We start from the raw sequence: 18369 nt of genomic DNA on the forward strand, positions 1-18369 counted from the left end.
TATATATAGGGGAATTATTGACATGTATAGAAATAAAAGGAGAGTGTTTTAACCTAGTAATGTTACAAAAAAAGGGGTGTTTTCTCTAAAATGTAATAAAATGTAACGATATTGAAATAATATAACCCCTATAGATTAGTATAATAGGTAGAGTTGGATTTAGTTAGGAAAGGTGTTGGATTCAGTGAAAGTAAAAAAATTGATACCATTTTTAGCTGCTATCATGCTACTAAATGTTGCTCTTCCAGTCGGTGCCGCAGCAGAGTCATTAGATGAGCTGAAGGAAAAAGAAACACAAGCCGCACAAACAGAAGAATCACTTAGCAAAGATATCAATACAGCTTTGAATGATGTTAATGAAAAATACGCTGAAATTGAAAAACTCAAAGTAGATATTTCAAAAGCTGAAGAAACAATCAAGAACTCTGAAGCGGAAATCACAGTGACAGAGCAAAGTATTGCGCGCCGTAAAGAAGTCGTTGGAAATCGTATGAAAGATATCCAGCTAAGTGGGGAACAGCGTACATGGCAAGTATTATTAGATGCTCAAAGTGTATCAGATTTCTTTAATAAAGCGTATGCGATGACTATTCTACAAAATGCGGAAAAAGAAAAAATTGATAGACTATCTAAAGATAAAGAAAAATTGTCTGAACTTCAAGAAACTGTAAAAAGCAAACAAGAAGAATTACAAACCAACGAAGCAAAACTACAGGACGAAGCATCAGCAATGGATGAACAAGTTGTAACCTTAAAACAGCAATTATCTGATAATCAAGCTGCATTACAACAAATCGCTAGCAAAAAACAAACAGAAGAAAAGCGTATCACAGATGAGAAGAAAGTAGCTGAAGCTAGAAAACAACAAGCGGCAGAAGAGGCACGAAGAAAAGCCGATGCTTCTATTGAGTCTAACTCAAGCAGCAGTTCATCATCAAGTAGTGATTCAAGTAGCAGTTCAAGTTCAAGCAGCGAAGATCAGCCAGTCGTTACACCACCGTCACAACCAGAAGAAGTACCAGGTACTGGTGGAGGCAATGGGGGTGCGAATGGTCGAGTACTTTACATGCAATCTACAGCTTACTCATGGAGAGAAGCAGGATCTGGATTCATTACAGCAACAGGGATTGATCTTCGTTCACAAAGCAATGTGATTGCAGTTGACCCAAGTGTGATTCCTTTAGGATCATTTGTTGAAGTAGAAGGTTATGGATTTGCGGTTGCTGGAGATACTGGTGGCGCAATCAAAGGTAATATTATTGACGTGCATTTCCCAACTGTTGATCAATGTTTGGTCTGGGGACGCAAAAACAATGTTAAAGTTACAATTCAATAAAAAACGAAGACACTCATTTGAGTGTCTTTTTTTATTGTAAAATATTCTAAGTGAGATGATTTTCAAAAATTGAACGTTTCATTTTGCTAAGTTCATAAGGCAGTTAATATTCAATTATTAAAACAGAATAAAAAAAGTGTGAATGTAATGCGTTATGTTACAATAAATGATACACTCAATAAAGAAAGTGGGGAATAACAATGATTCGTTTTGCAACAAAAGAAGACGGAGAGGCTATTGCTCCGTTAATTTTAGTTATATTAAAAGACATGGAATTACCTTTATTAGAAATTATTCCAGAAGAAACAATTTTGGCGGTTTTAGCCGAAGCTGTGTCAGATCCAGCTTATCGTTATGGTTATCAAAGAGGGTTGGTTTATGAACAGAATGGAGAAGTAGCTGGAATTGCTTTTGGCTATCCAGATGAAGACGAACAGTTAATTGATGAACCGTTAAAAAAGGTATTGCGTAAATACAATCTGGATGAAGAAATCAGAATATTTATCGATCCAGAAACATTACCAGGTGAGTGGTACTTAGATTCCATTTCAGTTGCTGAAAAGTATCGTGGATCAGGCATTGGTTCTAAATTGTTAGATGCTTTGCCACAAATGGCTAAAAGAGATGGTAAAGATGTTATTGGATTGAGTGTAGATAAAGGAAATCCTAATGCGAAAAAATTGTATAGCAGAAAAGGCTTTAAAGATGTATGCGAAATGATGATCAGTGGTCATCTATATGATCACATGCAGAAAAAAATCAGCGAATAGACTCGCTGATTTTTTTATTTTAACAAATTTACCAACCAATAATAGGCTTATGATTATGATTTTTTTTCTTATTATATAACCAATAATCTAACACTGCAGCGATACAAATGCATAGAGGCGCATCTTCATCGTCTGCTACATCTAAACTGAAATAGTTGCCTGAAAAAAGAGTGACTTTGTTCATTTCCATAATTTTTTGATTGACTTGATAAATGGAATACTGATGATTTCTAATATCACCTAACACTGTCCAATGCATATGTTGAATGTAATAAAAATCGGCATTCAAATTTAAAATTTTTCTTAATACACCAACTTTTTCAAAACCTTTGTATAATTCAAAGCGAGAGCCAAATGCAAAAGATGTTTGTTTGATACTGGCGACCAGTTCACCTTTCATTGTATAAAGCGTAAGCGCATCTCCACGTGTACCCCAACGACCAACAAGTAAGAAAAGAGACTTGCCGTCTTCGTCATTGACCAATGTTCTGGTGACATTACTTAATTGACGTTCTTGAATAAAAAACTCAGACACCATATCTCACCTCTTTTCAGTATTGTTTAACCGTTCATGGGATTATAAATCTTCTCTGATTGCTCGTAAAATAGCTTCACCTACACCATTTTCCAAATTGGTAGATGTGACATATTTTGCATGATCTTTGACTTCTAATTCAGCATTTCCCATAGCGAAACTAACTTCCGCCCATTGCAACATACTGACATCATTAAAATTATCACCGATCGTCATAACTTCTTCTTTTGAGATCCCACGATTTTTTGCAACATGTGCTACTGCGATCCCTTTTTGAGCATTCTTATGATTAATTTCAATATTATTTTGAGCAGATGAAGTGATGGCTAAGTCTGCTAATTGTCTAATATGAGTACTTGCAGGAGCTAACACTTTTGGTCCATCCATGCTAAATCCAATAATTTTTAAGACTTCAATATCTTCTTGTTTAATAAGGGCACGCATGTCTTCTATATAAGTAATATCCAATAAGGCTAAATGAGCAGAAGCCATGGCAATAGCTACTTTATAGGTTAAATGAGGCATGGTTGTTGCAATATGAGAAGCAAAATTCTCAATTCTTTTTTCTTGTTTTTCGGAATAAATTCCTTTGTTAGTGGAAACTTCAAAATAAATGTTGTGAGTTTCTAAAATGTCCAAGATTTCTGTTGCTATTGTCTTTTCGATTCCAGCGGTAAAGAGTGAATTACCTTCTTTGTCAAAAACTTTGGCGCCGTTTAAAGTAATCATCGCACATTCAATCCCAGCTTCTTCTAAAGCTGGTTTTGCCTCTGTATATGCTCGTCCTGTAGCTACCATAAACTCAACACCAAGACGTTCAGCTTCTCTAATAGCAGACGCATTGTCCTTTGAGATACTCATTTTTGAATCTAATAATGTACCATCCATATCTGAAGCGATCAATTTAATCATAAAATTTTCTACCCCTCGTGTATTTAACTTATCTATAGTTTACCATGTTTTTTCCATTTCAGTGCAGAAAAAATTCTCTTGTCACTTTTGAAAAAATCCGATATGCTAAAAGTGTAAAAGAAAGCTGTTAGAGTAGTGGAATAATGAAAGTATAAAATATGGACGAGTTAGAACAAAGGAGGACAAATAATGAAAGCAATTATTCATAATAGTTGGCAGAATGTTTTAGAGGAAGAGTTTACAAAGGATTATTATTTACATCTACGAGAATTTTTAAAGCAGGAGTATAGTGAACAAACAATTTATCCAGATATGTATCATATTTATTCGGCATTAGAATTGACGCCGTATGAGGATGTAAAAGTAGTGATATTAGGTCAAGATCCTTATCATGGACCAAATCAAGCGCATGGGTTAAGTTTTTCTGTACAGCCTGGTGTTCGAACGCCACCTTCTCTAATGAACATTTATAAAGAGCTTCAAGACGATCTAGGCTATCCACCGGTTTCGCATGGTTTTTTAGAAAGCTGGGCAAAGCAAGGTGTTCTGTTGTTGAATACAGTTTTAACTGTTCGAAATGGTCAAGCTTATTCACATAGAGGTCAAGGCTGGGAGAATTTGACAGATGCAATCATAAAAAAATTAAATGAACGTTCTCAACCAATTGTATTTATTTTATGGGGGAAACCAGCACAAGAAAAAATAAAAATGATTGATACAAATAAGCATATTATTATCAAGTCTCCACATCCGAGTCCATTAGCAGCTCACCGTGGTTTCTTTGGTTCAAAACCTTTTTCAAAAACGAACCAAGCATTAGAACAATTGGGTGAAGCACCAATCAACTGGCAGTTGCCTGATACAGTGTCTTAAAACAGGAGGATCTGTTATAGTGCAGTGGCAGATGTTTGTGAAAGTGATATCAGAATCAGGATTTTTTACACTAATACAGCTATAAATAACTGTTATTTTCTTGAATAATGGTGTATGATTAAATTGTATAAATAATCATTGGAGGGTATATCGTGGAATTATTCGATAGCTTAAAATTTAAAGTCATTCGCCGTAACATCAAAATTGTTTTCCCAGAAGCAACAGATCCCCGGATTTTAGGAGCTGCCGCTCGTTTGAAAGCAGAAGAATTAATGGAACCCATCTTGATTGGTAAACAAGAAGCTATTGTGGAGGCAGCTCACGCTCGTGGAATCAAAGCATCTAACTTTACAATCATCGATCCAGACAATTACGATGGATGGGAAGAAATGGTTGCAGCATTTGTTGAGCGCCGCAATGGAAAAGTTACAGATGAAGACGCACGTAAAATTTTAAAAGATGTAAACTACTTTGGTACAATGCTTACTTATATGGGCATTGCTGATGGTATGGTCAGTGGAGCAATCCACTCAACTGGAGACACTGTTCGTCCAGCGTTGCAAATCATCAAAACAAAACCAGGTGTTAGCCGTACAAGTGGTGCGATGATCATGGTTCGTGGCCGTGACCAAGAAAAATACATCTTTGCAGATTGCGCAATCAATGTAAATCCAACAGCTCAAGAATTAGCTGAGATTGCTGTTGATAGTGCAAAAACAGCTGAATTATTCGATATCGAACCAAAAGTAGCAATGATGAGTTTTTCAACAAAAGGTTCTGCAAAAGCACCTGAAGTTGACAAAGTCGTTGAAGCAACAAAAATTGCTAAAAGCTTAGCACCTGAACTTGAAATCGATGGCGAATTACAATTTGACGCTTCATATGTTGCGTCTGTAGCTCAATTGAAAGCACCAAATTCACCTGTCGCAGGTCAAGCAACAGTCTTTGTTTTCCCAGAACTACAATCAGGAAATATCGGCTACAAGATCGCTCAACGTTTAGGTAACTTTGAAGCAATCGGTCCAATCTTACAAGGGTTGAACAAACCAGTTTCTGATTTATCTCGTGGAGCAAATGAAGAAGATATCTACAAATTATCAATTATCACTGCTGCACAAACATTAATGAGCTAATTACAATTACTAGTATATCAAAGTCTAACGTTCACCGTTTTCTTTGATACGCTAGTTTTTTTTTGAATAATTCGGTATACTACACTACATAGAAACATTGAAAGTTTGAGTGAGTAGGTGAAAAAATGGATATTACAATCAACACACCAGAAGAAACCCAAGTTTTAGCAGAAACGATTGGCTTAGTCGCTGATGCAGGAGATACGATTATTCTTTCAGGAGACCTAGGTGCAGGGAAAACTACGATGACTAAAGGTATCGCTTTAGGTCTAGGTATCGACCAGATGATCAAAAGTCCTACCTATACAATTATTCGTGAGTATCAGCATGGACGTATACCGTTGTATCATATGGACGTATACCGTATTGAATCCGACGCAGATGATTTAGGGTTGGATGAGTACTTTGAAGGAGAAGGGCTATCTGTTGTTGAATGGGGGAAATTGTTAGGCGAATTTTTGCCAACAGACTATCTAGATATTACTATCATAAAAGATCCTAATGATATAGAAAAAAGAACAGTTTCGATTCAAGCTTTTGGAGTGAAATCAGAGAGCTTTTTGAAACGCATCCAGCAAAAAATGGAGGAAAATGTATGACAGAAGTTGAATTTACGATTCGGGAAGCTATTCCAACGGATGCTGCTGAGATTTTACGTGCTTTAAAGATCATCGGAAGTGAGACACCGTACTTGGTAATGGATGAAAAAGGGATGGAAATGACACCAGCAGAGATGAGTGAGAATCTGGCAAACCTTTATGAGTCTTCAAATAATGTTTTGATGGTTGCTTTAGCGGATGAAACAGTGGTTGGTACGGCATCTGTGAAAGCCTCATCAAAAAAACGTATGGAGCATATTGGAGAAATTGGTATCAGTATTTTGAAAGATTATTGGGGCTTTGGATTAGGCAGTTTAATGATGGAAGACTTGATTGATTGGGCAAAAGAAAGTAATGTTATTCGTCGCTTAGAGTTGACGGTTCAACATCGCAACCAGCGTGCTGTCCACGTATATGAAAAAATTGGGTTTGAGACTGAAGCGATCATGGCTCGTGGAGCAAAAACCGATGATGGTGAATTTTTAGATGTCCATTTAATGAGTATGATGATAGATAAATGATGAGAATAGCTATAATCTCCAAAAGTTGTTGACGCAGTGTACAACTTTTGGAGATTATTTTTTGTTTTAGCATTTTTGAAAGAAGCTATTCAACTATCTATAACTAAAAAAGAAAATCATCCAAGTATTTAGAGAGTAGATCATTGTTGTTACAAAATTTAATTATATGATGGCGATAACGAACCAATTGTTTGTTCTCGAGGTTTAAAAGTACTTTTGTGACGTAGGGCCGAGAAACGTTAGAAAATTCAGCTAAAAGCGAATGAGTCACGAATTTAGGTAATATAAAATAATTTTTTGACTTTTTTCCCAAGTATTGAACAAGCACGATAAGGGAAGTGAAGACACGTTCGTAGCCAGATAATGAAGATAAGTACCAAAAAAGGTGAACTTTCTGGGTCTGGTGATAAAAATTTTTATAAAACATATCAAAAATTTCTTTGTTTGTAGGGTCTATTCTGTAAAAAGGAATTCCTACTAAAGTTACGTTTTCCAGTGATATAAATAACCATGGATTGTCTGATTTAGAGCTGTGAAATAAGGTGTTTAAGCCCAAAAATTCAGATGGCCCCAATATATCAAAGGATTTAAGGTTTCCCTGTTTGTCTATAACCGAAGATTTTACATAGCCGGATTTAATATAATATAAGTGATTGGGTAAAATTTTGTTGGTAAAGTTTGTTTGTTCATTGATTACTATGGTTGTATTTGTCTCTCTTTCAAATAATTGCAAGAACAGTTTAGAGTTTATTTCTTTAAGGTACGCGTGGTAAGTAAATAAATCGTCTATAAACATACATGTCTCCCTAGATAACTAATTTAGTAATTCAATCTTACAAAATAATATAACACATTTTTATTTATTTAATTGTTATTTTTTACAAAAAAGAACAGAAAATTAACAGAACATTTAAATGTGATTAAAAAAGTAGCATAATGTAACTAGGGAACATATTTATGGTTTTTATTTGTATTAATATAACTTATATCAATAATACTGTTGTTTTTTTACCTTATAAATAGCAGTTTGTTGAATTTTTTGGAAGAGGAGAGTGGAAAGTGCTAAGGGGATTCAGTTTAGGAAATAAATAGTCGGAGGAGAATCGTAAAATGTTTTTTCAGTTTAATAAATCAAAAATAAATTTATATTATTTGTTGTTTATTTGTTTTTTTGTAAGTGCTGGTTTTGCAAATGAAGTAAGTGCAGAAGCAATAAATGAACAAGATGCTTTTACTAATCAGATTGGGTTAGAAGCAAAAGTAGAAATACCTGAAAGATCAATTATTTCTGAAGCACAAATTCAAAAAACAGCCAATTGGGATAAATATAAGTACAATTCATTTGAAGGAGATCTTTTAAATGAAGGCCACATATCAACTAGAACGTCAATGATTCGTGTGACAAAGCAGAATAGTTATTGGGATCGTTATGTAGATGTGATTATTCTAGATGAAAGTGGAAAAACAAATTATGCCAGCGGACGAATCAATGTTCATGGAAAAGAAACGTATATTTCATTAAAATCGGGCGTCTTAAAACCCAATACAACTTATTTACTTGGTGTAAATGAACGTTGGTTGCTCACAGGGATCATTGCCGATAGTTATCCATTGGGGTATTTTAAGGTTTCTTCAGGACAAACACACACACCACCCACAATTGAGGCTTCCGATCGCAAAATTCCTTCAAATACGTCATTTGATTATATGGAAGGTGTTTCTGCCTATGATGAAAACGGGGAAGATATCTCTAGTTTGATCAGTTATTCTGGAATGGTTAATACGTCACAAGAAGGAAATTATTTGGTTACATATTCAGTCACAGATAAAAATAATTTAACAACTACTAAAACAATTAATGTGACTGTTTTTAAACCAGAACCTGAACACTTAGAGAAACCTGTAGTGAATACTGTGACGGAAGAGGATATGCTTGTTACAGGTACAGCTGTTCCGAATACATCGATTAATATAATTGTCGATCAAGATAAATACCGAAGTGCAGTTTCTCAATCAGGAGAATTTTCTATCAACTTGGAGCAAGCTTATCCAAAAGGAACTCAAATTGAAGCTTATGTTGAAAATGAGCAAGGAGACCGAAGTGAGTCTACTTTTAGCACAGTTCAACCAGCTCATACTGCGTTAGAAAAACCTGTACTGAACGAAATTACCGATAAAGATACGGTTGTTACAGGCAGTGCCAAACCGAATACTCAGATTGATTTGATTATGGGTGTTGATAAATATCGTGAAAAAGTCGGAAGTGATGGAACATTTTCTATTACTTTAGACCAAACATACCCAGCTGGAACTGGTGTGGAAGCGTTCATTACTGATGAACAAGGGCACAAAAGTGAAAGCACCAAAACAATTGTAAAATCAGCAAATGATGAAATAGGAGTCAATCCAATTTATACATCAGACTCAATTATAACAGGCAAAACAATTCCTAACGCTAAAATAGAAGTTAGTATTGAAAATATGCGAGCGCGTATCTATGAAGGTACGTCAGATTCTAAAGGTAATTTCATTATAGACATGAAGGGAAAAACATATCCTGCGGCAACACAAGTCGAAGTAACAGTCTTTTTCCCAGACGGAACCAAAAAAAGTAAGAAAGTCATTGTCTATCCTAAAATTCCATCTGTAAATACAATCAATGAAGTCTCTAGAGAATTAACTGGAACAGCTGATTCTAATGCTTCGATCAAAGTCTCTTCAAGTAGTGGTTTATTTTTTGGAGGAGAAGCAGATACGGCGGGGAATTTTAGAATCCCGGTTAGCGGACTGAAGCAAGGGGATATTTTATCCGTTTACCAAACCAGCAATGGAATAGATAGCGATGTAATTACGATTACTGTACAGTAATAACTATAAAATAAGAGGTGTTTTATGAAGAAAAAAGCATTACAAACAACAATACCAATTGCGGTACTTTTAGGAGCATTCCTTCTAAGTACAGCTGAAGTTTCAGCAGTAGAATCTCCATTAAATAATGGATTAATTATTAATAATCAGTTGAATAAAGCGACTGATCCATTAGATGTAACAGTTGGTTGGGATATCAAATTTGAAAGCAGCTTGCCAAATATTCATGTGGAAGACGTGTTTCTTGAAGGAAGAGAAAATGAGTCACTTCATCAAAAAATGGTTATCAATAATGCTGCAAATATAGGTGAAGCAACGTTACATGCAACAAAAACAATCCCAATGAAAAAGGGACATGAATATAAAATTAATTTAATCTACGCAATGCAGTTCAATAAAACAGGAGTTGGATCAATCGATTTTAATGGTGATAAAGTATCTAGTACTGATCCGGACGGGAATGATGCAAAAGATCATATGTACACAAAAACCATCACTCCAGAAAAAGATATGGATTATGTCATTACTATTGATTACAAAATTCCCAAAGTTTCTAATGTGTATTTAAAATTAGCTTTTGATACAAAGGGTGAAGGTGGAATTGTAGAAAAAGGAGATTTAAAAGCTCCTATTTTAGAAGCTCCCGAAGCAAATCAAAAAATCATCACTGGAACAGGACAATCAGGGAACACGATTGAAATCCAAGATGAATCTGCAACAGTTTTAGGCACAAGCAAAGTAAACACCGATGGTAGTTTTTCTGTAACGGCAAAACGTCCATTCGTCTACGATGAAACCGTCAAAGGAGTTCAAATTACAAAAGAAGGTATTCGTAGTAAAGAAACAGCAGTAAAAGTGATTGATACGATTGCTCCAGAGGCTCCTACTTTAGAGCAAGTAACGAATGAAAGTAAAGAAGTCAAAGGAAAAGCTGAAGCAAACACGTTAATAAACTTAACGATGGGTTCTGACACTTATCAGGAGCATGCTGACAGTAAAGGGAATTTCACTATTTATTTAGATAAAAATTATGATTTTGGTACAAAGGTATCTGCAACTGCTACAGATTTAGCAGGAAATGTAAGTGAGTCAACAGATATGATTGTTATTTATGCTACAGAACTAAACGTAAAATTTACGGATACTATTTCAAGTGTTGACACGCAAGTAACTGGTGAAACTACTAGAGGAAATGTAGAAGTTGAAATTAAAATCAATTCTAGAATTTTCAAAGTTACGTCAGATGAAAATGGGCAGTTTATTGTAGATCTAACACGTTCGTATCCTGTAGGAACAAAAATAACTGCTAAGGTAGTTGATGAGTACGATCAAAGCAAAACAGCAGAGACACTTGTAACGCCTAGACCACCTTCACTTGTAAGTCTTAGAGAAGGCGATCAGTTGATCACAGGAGAAGCTGATCCAAATGCTAAAATCGAAGCAATTGTTCATCATGGCGAAGAAGATTATGCCTTTGAAGTGATGACCGACAAAGAAGGTAATTATACTATTGAACTAAAAGACGATGAGGACAAACCATTCAAGTTGAAAATTGGTGACTCAGTAGAAATTAAATCTGTATTTGAAGAATTAGGTATGGAATCAGAAACAATTTATCAAGGTATTTTCTCTTTTTAAGTCAACGTAAATTAGTATTAAATATATGAGAATTTGATTTTTAGGGTCTGGAATAAAACGAAACCATCGTTTTATTCCAGGCCTAAAAGTCAAGTAACGGATATGGAACAATTCGATAAAACTGAGATCATTATAGATAGGAGATGGGATACATGAAGAAAAAAAGCTACTTATTTCTTTCGCTGATAATCATTTCATTTTTTTTAATTTTCGGGTCAGTAACCTACGCTCAGGAAGAAAGAAATAACGACTTAGATGTTGCAACTGGTTGGACAATTGATTTTAACACAAGCTTTCCTAACATTAACAAAGACGATATATTTATCCAAAATCATATAAGTCAAGCATTAAATCAAAAAATGATTATTAATAATTTTGCCAACATAGGGGAAGCAGAGCTGACGGCAACCAAATCAATTCCGATGAAAAAAGGCTACGAATACAATATAAATTTAATTTATGCTATGCAATTTAAAGAAGTTCAAAGAGGATGGATCGATTTCAATGGCGAGACAGTTTACTCAGAGATAGAGCCTTATCCGTCAGATAAAGAATACAAAAAAACGATTATCCCAGAAGAAGATTTTACATATACCATTACAATTCATTTTAAAGTAAAGAGACTTGAAAATGGTTATTTGAAGTTAGGTTACTCATTGGAAAACGAGGGAATTGAAGAAAAACCTGAATCTATGGATTCCTCCGTAACGGCTCGGTATCTTTTAGATGATGGAGAAAAACTCTTAGAAGATGAGACCGTTACAGGAAAAGTTGGTGAAGCCTACTCTATTGCGCAAAAAGAACTTGATGGGTACACATTGAAAGAAGTACAAGGCGAGGTCTCTGGATTATTTACAAAAGAACCACAAGAAGTGGCGTTTATCTATTCTAAAAGTGCAGAAAAACTAGGTACAGTAACTGCTTATTATCAGGATGAGGCTGGTAATGATTTAGAGGAGCCAATGGTTAAACGAGGGATGGTTGGTGAAGCCTACTCTATTTCACAAAAAGAATTTGACGGATATACATTAAAAAATATCCAAGGAGAACAGAATGGCCTATTTAAGCCAGAGAATCAATCCGTTATTTACACTTATGGACGCATAGAAAAAGATACATCAGATGATTCAAAAGAGACAGCCGGTTCAAATGTGACAATTTATTATCAAGATGAAAATGGAAATGAACTAGCTCAGCAAGTCGTTAAAAATGGTTTATTAGGACAAGCTTATACCGTTGATATCAAAGATATACCAGGGTATTCTTTAAAAGAAATAAAAGATGACCATTCTGGTGAGTATGTAGAAAATAATCAAGTAGTTATATGTGTGTATATAAAACAAGACGCTGTTTCTATAACAAATCAAACTATAATTCAAAGTCCAGAAAAAATACCACTACTTGGAGAAAGTGGCAAACGCATATTACAGATAATCGGTGCGATCATTTTAGCCGCTTTACTGACTTTTTATATTGTAAAAAAACGTAAGAAATCAATGTAACTTGTAAGAACATTTTTATGCATCTATGTAAAATTGTAACAAGGTGTAACTAACATGAAACGAGTAACACTTTCTCAAATATGTAACAACCTTCTGATAGTCCATGTACATTAAGTAAGCTGATAGCTATACTTAAGTCAAAGAAAAGTGCATAGGAGGAAAACAACATGTCAAAGGGAATTAAAATCGTTACAATTGGTGGAGGATCAAGTTACACACCTGAATTAGTAGAAGGTTTCATTAAACGCTATGATGAATTACCCGTACGCGAACTATGGTTAGTGGATATTGAAGCAGGAAAAGAAAAACTAGAAACTGTCGGTGCAATGGCAAAACGTATGGTCAAAGCCGTAGGTGTGGATTGTGAAGTTCACTTAACCTTAGATCGTCGTGAAGCACTAAAAGATGCTGATTTTGTAACGACACAATTACGTGTAGGATTGTTAGACGCACGGATTTTAGATGAACGAATTCCATTAAGTCATGGCATGATCGGTCAAGAAACCAACGGAGCTGGCGGTATTTTTAAAGCCTTGAGAACGATTCCAGTGATTTTGGACATCGTTGAAGACATGAAGGAACTTTGTCCAAATGCTTGGTTGATTAACTTTACAAACCCGGCTGGTATGGTAACAGAAGCTGTTTTACGCTATGGAAATTGGGATAAAGTTGTTGGGTTATGTAACATACCAGTGAATGCAGTCTTTGAAGAAGCTGAATTGTTAGGTGAAAATAATCGTGATTTATTCTTCCAATTTGCTGGAATCAATCATTTACATTGGCATACGATTACAGACAAAAACGGAAATGACCGCACGGATGAACTAATCAAAGTGATGTATGGTCAAGACGAAGCGAAATCTATTGTGGCGAATATTAAAGACAATAACTTGATCTGGGAACAGGTAGAAAACTTACACATGGTTCCTTGTCCTTATCACAACTATTATTACTACACTGATAAAATGTTGGCAGAGGAATTAGAAGATTTTAAAAATAACGGCACACGTGCTGAAAAAGTAAAAGAGATCGAGCATGAACTATTTGAATTGTACAAAGATCCTACCCTAGATTATAAACCAAAACAATTAGCAGAACGTGGTGGTGCTCGTTACAGTGATGCAGCTTGTGAAATCATTAATTCTATTCATAATGATAAGCGTACAACCATGACTGTAAGTACAAGAAATAATGGTACAATTACAGATTTACCAGCTGATAGCGCAGTAGAAGTTACATGTACGATCACTGGAAAAGGTCCAGTTCCATATAACTTTGGCGGCTTTAAACCCCAACAACGTGGTCTGTTGCAAGTGATGAAATCAATGGAAGAGTTGACGATTGAAGCAGCAGTAACGGGTGATTATGGTACGTTGTTACAAGCTTTTACGATGAATCCTTTGATTACTAGTGGAGATGTTGCTAAAGAAGTGATGGATGAGTTGTTAGAAGCTCATAAACGATATTTATCAAAATTTTTCAAATAAAATATTTTTAAATTTTAATAATTTATATTTTGCAGAGATAAAATTCTATTTTTTCTCTGTATTTTTATTTTTATAAATATATAAATAAAATATTTTTATGATAAAATGTTGAAAAAACATTATCAAAAGGGTACAATGTTTTTAGTAATCGTTGATTGCTAAAAATATGTATTTACGGAGGTAATTTATGGGGAATGGGAGCAAATTAAGATTGTTAAGTACATTATTATTGGGTAGTCTTTTGGTTGGGGTTAGCCAAGCACATGCTGAAGAACAAGCGAAAGAGGGAAGTAAACCTATTATTCAACCATTCCTTTTAGCTGATTTGAAAGTGAATGAACCCTTTATTATTGGAAAGGATAAAGAGATTATTGTTGAGTGTGTGGATGTTTCTGGAGCTCCGTCAGCAATAAAGAATCTTGAACTTTATATCAATGATCGGTTAATTGGTAAGCCTCAAAAGGCAGTAAAGGGAGACAATTATTTTGACGTGGAAGGTGAAGCGATTACTAGCGCTGATTCTGTTATTGTCAAAGGTACTAATAGAGGTGGTAAAGAAGTTGCTGCTGTTCAAGTACCTTTAAAGACACTTGAGATCAATTGGCAGGTAGATCCCTTTACAATTAATAATGACCGTATTTCGGGAAAAGTTGATTTAAAATTTGCCACTAAAGTAGAAGCTATGATTAGAGAAGTCGATGAGGATGGAAATGAAGAATATTATGAAATCGGAGATGGTGCTGTAACAAACGGTAACTTTGATTTTGAAATTGATCCAGATGACATTCCTACAGAGGATACAGAAGTTATTTTATTTGTGTATGAGGGACTAGATAAAATTGAGAAAGGAGAAAAACTCCCGGTTGTTCCATTTGAATTGGAATCTAGCAATTTAATCTATACGATTGGTAAAGACTCATATATTGATGGGACTTTATCAGGAAAAGGTACAGCGAAAGCTGAAAAAGTAAAATTGAAAATAGGTGGAAAAATTCAAAAAACAATAGAAGCGCTAGTCGACCATGACAATGGATTTTCTTTCTCTCTTGATGTGAAGGGAATTATTGTTTCTCCTGAACAAGAAGTATTTGTCTCTGTATTTGATAAATATGACAGAGAAATTTCTTCTTATCCAGTAACGCTTAAACAGTATAAAAGAATCAAAGAATTTTTCCCAGATCCTAACTTAGCTCAAGTAGTTGCCGGCTATTTAGGTGGTGGTCGAACTGTTGAATCTTTTGTAACTGAAGATGAATTAGCTGTAAAGAACTATGCCTTAAATGCACAAGAAAAAGGGATTAAGGATATAACAGGTATTGAATATCTACAGCCAAAGATCATTTTCCTTTATTTAAATGAAATTGAAGATTTGACACCATTTGCTAGAATGAAGACAAATCGCTATACAGATAATCTTCAACTTCAATACAATAACATTAAAGACATCTCTCCTTTAATTGAGCTTGGAAAATACAGCCCAACTGTAATGACTCACTTATTGTTAACTAAAAATCAATTAGATAATAAGGCGATGGATATTTTAAGAAATAATCCTAGAGAATTCAGACATATAATAAGTTTAGGGTTGGCAGTCAATCATATCGATGACTTTTCTAATTTAAGAAAAACATCCTTTTGGGGTGGGATTGAGTGGCAAGGTGTGCAAACAAACAACCATGAATCTGTTTGGAGACCTCAAGGACAAGAAGTTACTTTAGAACCACAGTCTATTGTTAATGGTCGTCTAGAAGTTGCCATTCCAGGATTAGATATTGATAATAAACCATTCACTGTACTAGATGAATTACATGGAAGTCAAACAACACCTGGTTATACTCAAACAGGCAATAAAGTTGTGTGGGAAAACTTACCAAGTGATATCAGTGAAGTCAAGATGAATGTTTCTTCTATTGGCTCTCTGAATAGTCAACTTGGGAAACCATTTCCTAACCAAACAAGTGTTTATTATACGATTCCTGTAAAGTAAGTATATTGGGAGTTAGAAATGCATGAAGTTAGTAAAGGATACCTTGGCTGGGGATTTCAATGCGGATTAGGCAAATTCAGAGTTTAATATTTTGGCTGATGAATTTCATATGGCAAATGGGAAAGACGGTATTTGTTATGACACATACACAGGTGTTGATCCTGCAATGAAAGTTTTTGGTGTAGCCAATGTCTTTGTCTCTAAAACTGTTGAAATGAAAGAATCTAGCATGGTAGAAACGAAACTAGTTATTTTTAGATAGTTTTTGAAATGACTACAAATTAAAACCTATAGGGAGGGTAGTAGAACGAATCACTAGTTCTACTACCTTCCCTATAAATGATTAAACGATAATTTTCTTAGCTTCATTTTTAGTTTGATTGCAAATTTTGGACTTCTTTTGCTAAATATTCTACTGTGTAAAGTGCGGGAACCTGAGAGGTAATGTCACTATCTCCAATTCTTTCCGTCGAAATATAATAAGGAATATTCACATCCGAAAGTGCAGCAATCGGAGATTTTTCGCTATTAGTAATCGAAATAATTGAACTATCATTTGTAATAAAGTGATTTAAATAGTTAATGATCGCCTCATTTTCACCACTCACAGAAAGAGCAATGACACATACATTTTTTGCCATACTTTTGTTAAAAAAGTTTACTGGATGATTGATGGGATCTTCAATATGAAAAGCCATACTAAAAATAGAAGAAAAATAGAGTGCTCCGTATTCGGCAATAATATTTGATGACCCTGTTCCTATAAACAAGACAAGATCTTTTTCAGATAATAATTTTGCCGCAGCTTTGATTCGTTCTTGGTAAAAAGATTCTGTAGATCGTTGAATAAAATTAGTGAATGATGTTTCATCAACTGCATGTGTGGTAACAGGTTCAGCTAGAGATTTTCGATAGAAGTTCAATTTGATTTTAAATTCAGAAAAACCCTCACACCCGAACTTTCGACAAAAACGTAAAATGCTGGCAGTACTGCTGTGAGTTTCTTTTGCCAATTCTCGAACCCTCATATAGACAACTTCATCAATGTGAGACGCAATATATTTATAAATTTCTAAATCAATCGGACTTAAATCGGGACTGTGATCTAAAAATAACAAGATATTCACTACTTTCTTTATTTATTTAAATCAATACTATAAACAAAATGTCTAATAGCTTGACCAGAATAATCTTTATCAAATTCATGAATGATAGTCATGCCATTTTTTTCAGCTACTTTTTGAGACGCGCTATTGTTATCTCGGATGATTGAATGAATTCTCTTTGCATGTAGCTCGTGTTTTGCATAGGTGAGACATAATTGGCTGGCACTAGAAGCGTACCCTCGATTCCAATAACGTTTGTTGACTAAATAGCCTATCTCTAGTAATGATTCACTTTCAACATCAGAATAAACAATGCCGCATTGACCAACAAAAGCATGGCTGGTTTGATCAATAATTGCCCATAGACCAAAACCATTTTCTTTGTAACTAGTCATGTTCCAAGTTAGCCAATCCTTCACTTTCTCCTTTGTAAAAGGAGCCTCATACGCATACATTGTTTCTTTATCTTCTAAAATCTGACATAAATCATCAAAATCATCGGACGTGAATTCTCTTAAATAGAGTTGTTCATTTTCGATTATTTTTGTACCTTCGTTATTCTCAGGATTTAGCATCATATTCATAACATATAACCGACCAAATTCTCCGTGGGTAACTTTTTCTGATAATTTGAAACCATTTTTTTGGTAAAGGGTTTGAGCGGCTATATTGTTTTCATTCACTGCAAGAATCACTTCATTAATGTTTGGAAAATGCAAACGAACGAAATTTGGCAACAATCTTAGGACTTCTTTCGCATGCCCCTGTCCTTGGTAACGGGTATCAGTAGAAAAAGTTCTTAATAAAATAGCCTGTTTATTTGTTGTGTATAGCGCAACATCTTTTTTTTCATCTAAAACAAAAAAATTGGTTAGTCGATTTTCTTCTATCGCTAAAATCGGATGGATAAAATGATTCTTCTGAGAAATAGTGATAGGGATTTCAGGAGTACCTGTATGCAACAACTGTTTCTCATCTAATTGGTATTGTTCAATCATGTTTGAAAAATCAGGGGTATATTTTTGTAAGTACATGAACCGAGCACAGCCCTTCACAAGAAATTTCCTGCATTACTAGGAATCACTTTTATTATTTTACCATA

General features: G+C 34.7%; 16 protein-coding genes. 12 read left to right on the top strand and 4 right to left on the bottom strand.

Annotation, left to right across the window (positions count from 1 at the left end):
- Positions 1-175: 175 nt before the first annotated feature.
- Both BCR23_RS05040 and BCR23_RS05045 read left to right on the top strand, forming a co-directional pair.
- Positions 176-1336: a 3D domain-containing protein gene (locus BCR23_RS05040; protein ID WP_083241889.1), complete on the top strand. Its 1161-nt coding sequence runs from the start codon at positions 176-178 to the stop codon at positions 1334-1336.
- 200 nt (positions 1337-1536) lie between these two features.
- Entirely contained in the window at positions 1537-2106 is a 570-nt protein-coding gene (locus BCR23_RS05045) for a GNAT family N-acetyltransferase (RefSeq protein WP_069634393.1), read from the top strand.
- A 28-nt stretch (positions 2107-2134) separates the two neighbouring features.
- Here the strand turns inward: BCR23_RS05045 and BCR23_RS05050 are convergent, their stop codons facing one another.
- Both BCR23_RS05050 and BCR23_RS05055 read right to left on the bottom strand, forming a co-directional pair.
- Positions 2135-2641, bottom strand: a complete 507-nt coding sequence (locus BCR23_RS05050; RefSeq protein WP_069634638.1) for an LURP-one-related/scramblase family protein — start codon at positions 2639-2641, stop codon at positions 2135-2137.
- A 42-nt stretch (positions 2642-2683) separates the two neighbouring features.
- Positions 2684-3553 (bottom strand): Cof-type HAD-IIB family hydrolase, encoded by an 870-nt coding sequence (locus tag BCR23_RS05055; protein ID WP_069634394.1) that lies wholly within the window; start codon positions 3551-3553, stop codon positions 2684-2686.
- A gap of 189 nt (positions 3554-3742) precedes the next feature.
- Between BCR23_RS05055 and BCR23_RS05060 the strand changes: the two genes are divergently transcribed.
- The 10 genes from BCR23_RS05060 (at position 3743) to BCR23_RS14710 (ending at position 16423) form a co-directional block, all read left to right on the top strand.
- Entirely contained in the window at positions 3743-4426 is a 684-nt protein-coding gene (locus BCR23_RS05060; RefSeq protein WP_069634395.1) for a uracil-DNA glycosylase, read from the top strand.
- Positions 4427-4578: 152 nt separating this feature from the next.
- Positions 4579-5559 carry a phosphate acetyltransferase gene (pta, locus tag BCR23_RS05065; RefSeq protein ID WP_069634396.1) on the top strand — a complete coding sequence of 327 codons (981 nt, stop codon included), beginning with the start codon at positions 4579-4581 and terminating at the stop codon, positions 5557-5559.
- A 125-nt stretch (positions 5560-5684) separates the two neighbouring features.
- Positions 5685-6158 carry a tRNA (adenosine(37)-N6)-threonylcarbamoyltransferase complex ATPase subunit type 1 TsaE gene (gene tsaE, locus BCR23_RS05070; RefSeq protein ID WP_069634397.1) on the top strand — a complete coding sequence of 158 codons (474 nt, stop codon included), beginning with the start codon at positions 5685-5687 and terminating at the stop codon, positions 6156-6158.
- Complete coding sequence (locus tag BCR23_RS05075) at positions 6155-6679, top strand: GNAT family N-acetyltransferase (RefSeq protein ID WP_069634398.1); 525 nt, start codon at positions 6155-6157, stop codon at positions 6677-6679. Before tsaE ends, BCR23_RS05075 begins: the two co-directional genes overlap by 4 nt.
- 1110 nt (positions 6680-7789) lie before the next feature.
- Complete coding sequence (locus BCR23_RS05085) at positions 7790-9547, top strand: Ig-like domain-containing protein (protein ID WP_069634400.1); 1758 nt, start codon at positions 7790-7792, stop codon at positions 9545-9547.
- Positions 9548-9571: 24 nt separating this feature from the next.
- Positions 9572-11185: an Ig-like domain-containing protein gene (locus BCR23_RS05090; RefSeq protein WP_069634401.1), complete on the top strand. Its 1614-nt coding sequence runs from the start codon at positions 9572-9574 to the stop codon at positions 11183-11185.
- Between the two features lie 152 nt (positions 11186-11337).
- Complete coding sequence (locus BCR23_RS05095) at positions 11338-12687, top strand: MucBP domain-containing protein (RefSeq protein ID WP_069634402.1); 1350 nt, start codon at positions 11338-11340, stop codon at positions 12685-12687.
- Positions 12688-12854: 167 nt separating this feature from the next.
- The gene (locus BCR23_RS05100) at positions 12855-14174 is read left to right on the top strand and encodes a 6-phospho-beta-glucosidase (protein ID WP_069634403.1); all 1320 of its coding nucleotides are present in this window, start codon (positions 12855-12857) and stop codon (positions 14172-14174) included.
- Positions 14175-14361: 187 nt separating this feature from the next.
- Entirely contained in the window at positions 14362-16161 is a 1800-nt protein-coding gene (locus BCR23_RS05105) for an immunoglobulin-like domain-containing protein (RefSeq protein WP_069634404.1), read from the top strand.
- Between the two features lie 91 nt (positions 16162-16252).
- Positions 16253-16423, top strand: coding sequence for a hypothetical protein (locus tag BCR23_RS14710; protein WP_167352151.1), 171 nt, complete (start codon positions 16253-16255; stop codon positions 16421-16423).
- A 109-nt stretch (positions 16424-16532) separates the two neighbouring features.
- Here BCR23_RS14710 and BCR23_RS05110 read toward each other — a convergent pair whose 3' ends face one another.
- Both BCR23_RS05110 and BCR23_RS14900 read right to left on the bottom strand, forming a co-directional pair.
- The gene (locus BCR23_RS05110; protein WP_069634405.1) at positions 16533-17279 is read right to left on the bottom strand and encodes a MurR/RpiR family transcriptional regulator; all 747 of its coding nucleotides are present in this window, start codon (positions 17277-17279) and stop codon (positions 16533-16535) included.
- Positions 17280-17296: 17 nt separating this feature from the next.
- Entirely contained in the window at positions 17297-18301 is a 1005-nt protein-coding gene (locus BCR23_RS14900; protein WP_240482527.1) for a GNAT family N-acetyltransferase, read from the bottom strand.
- Positions 18302-18369: the final 68 nt, after the last annotated feature.

It is taken from the genome of Enterococcus quebecensis (assembly GCF_001730365.1).
Lineage (GTDB): Bacteria > Bacillota > Bacilli > Lactobacillales > Enterococcaceae > Enterococcus_L > Enterococcus_L quebecensis.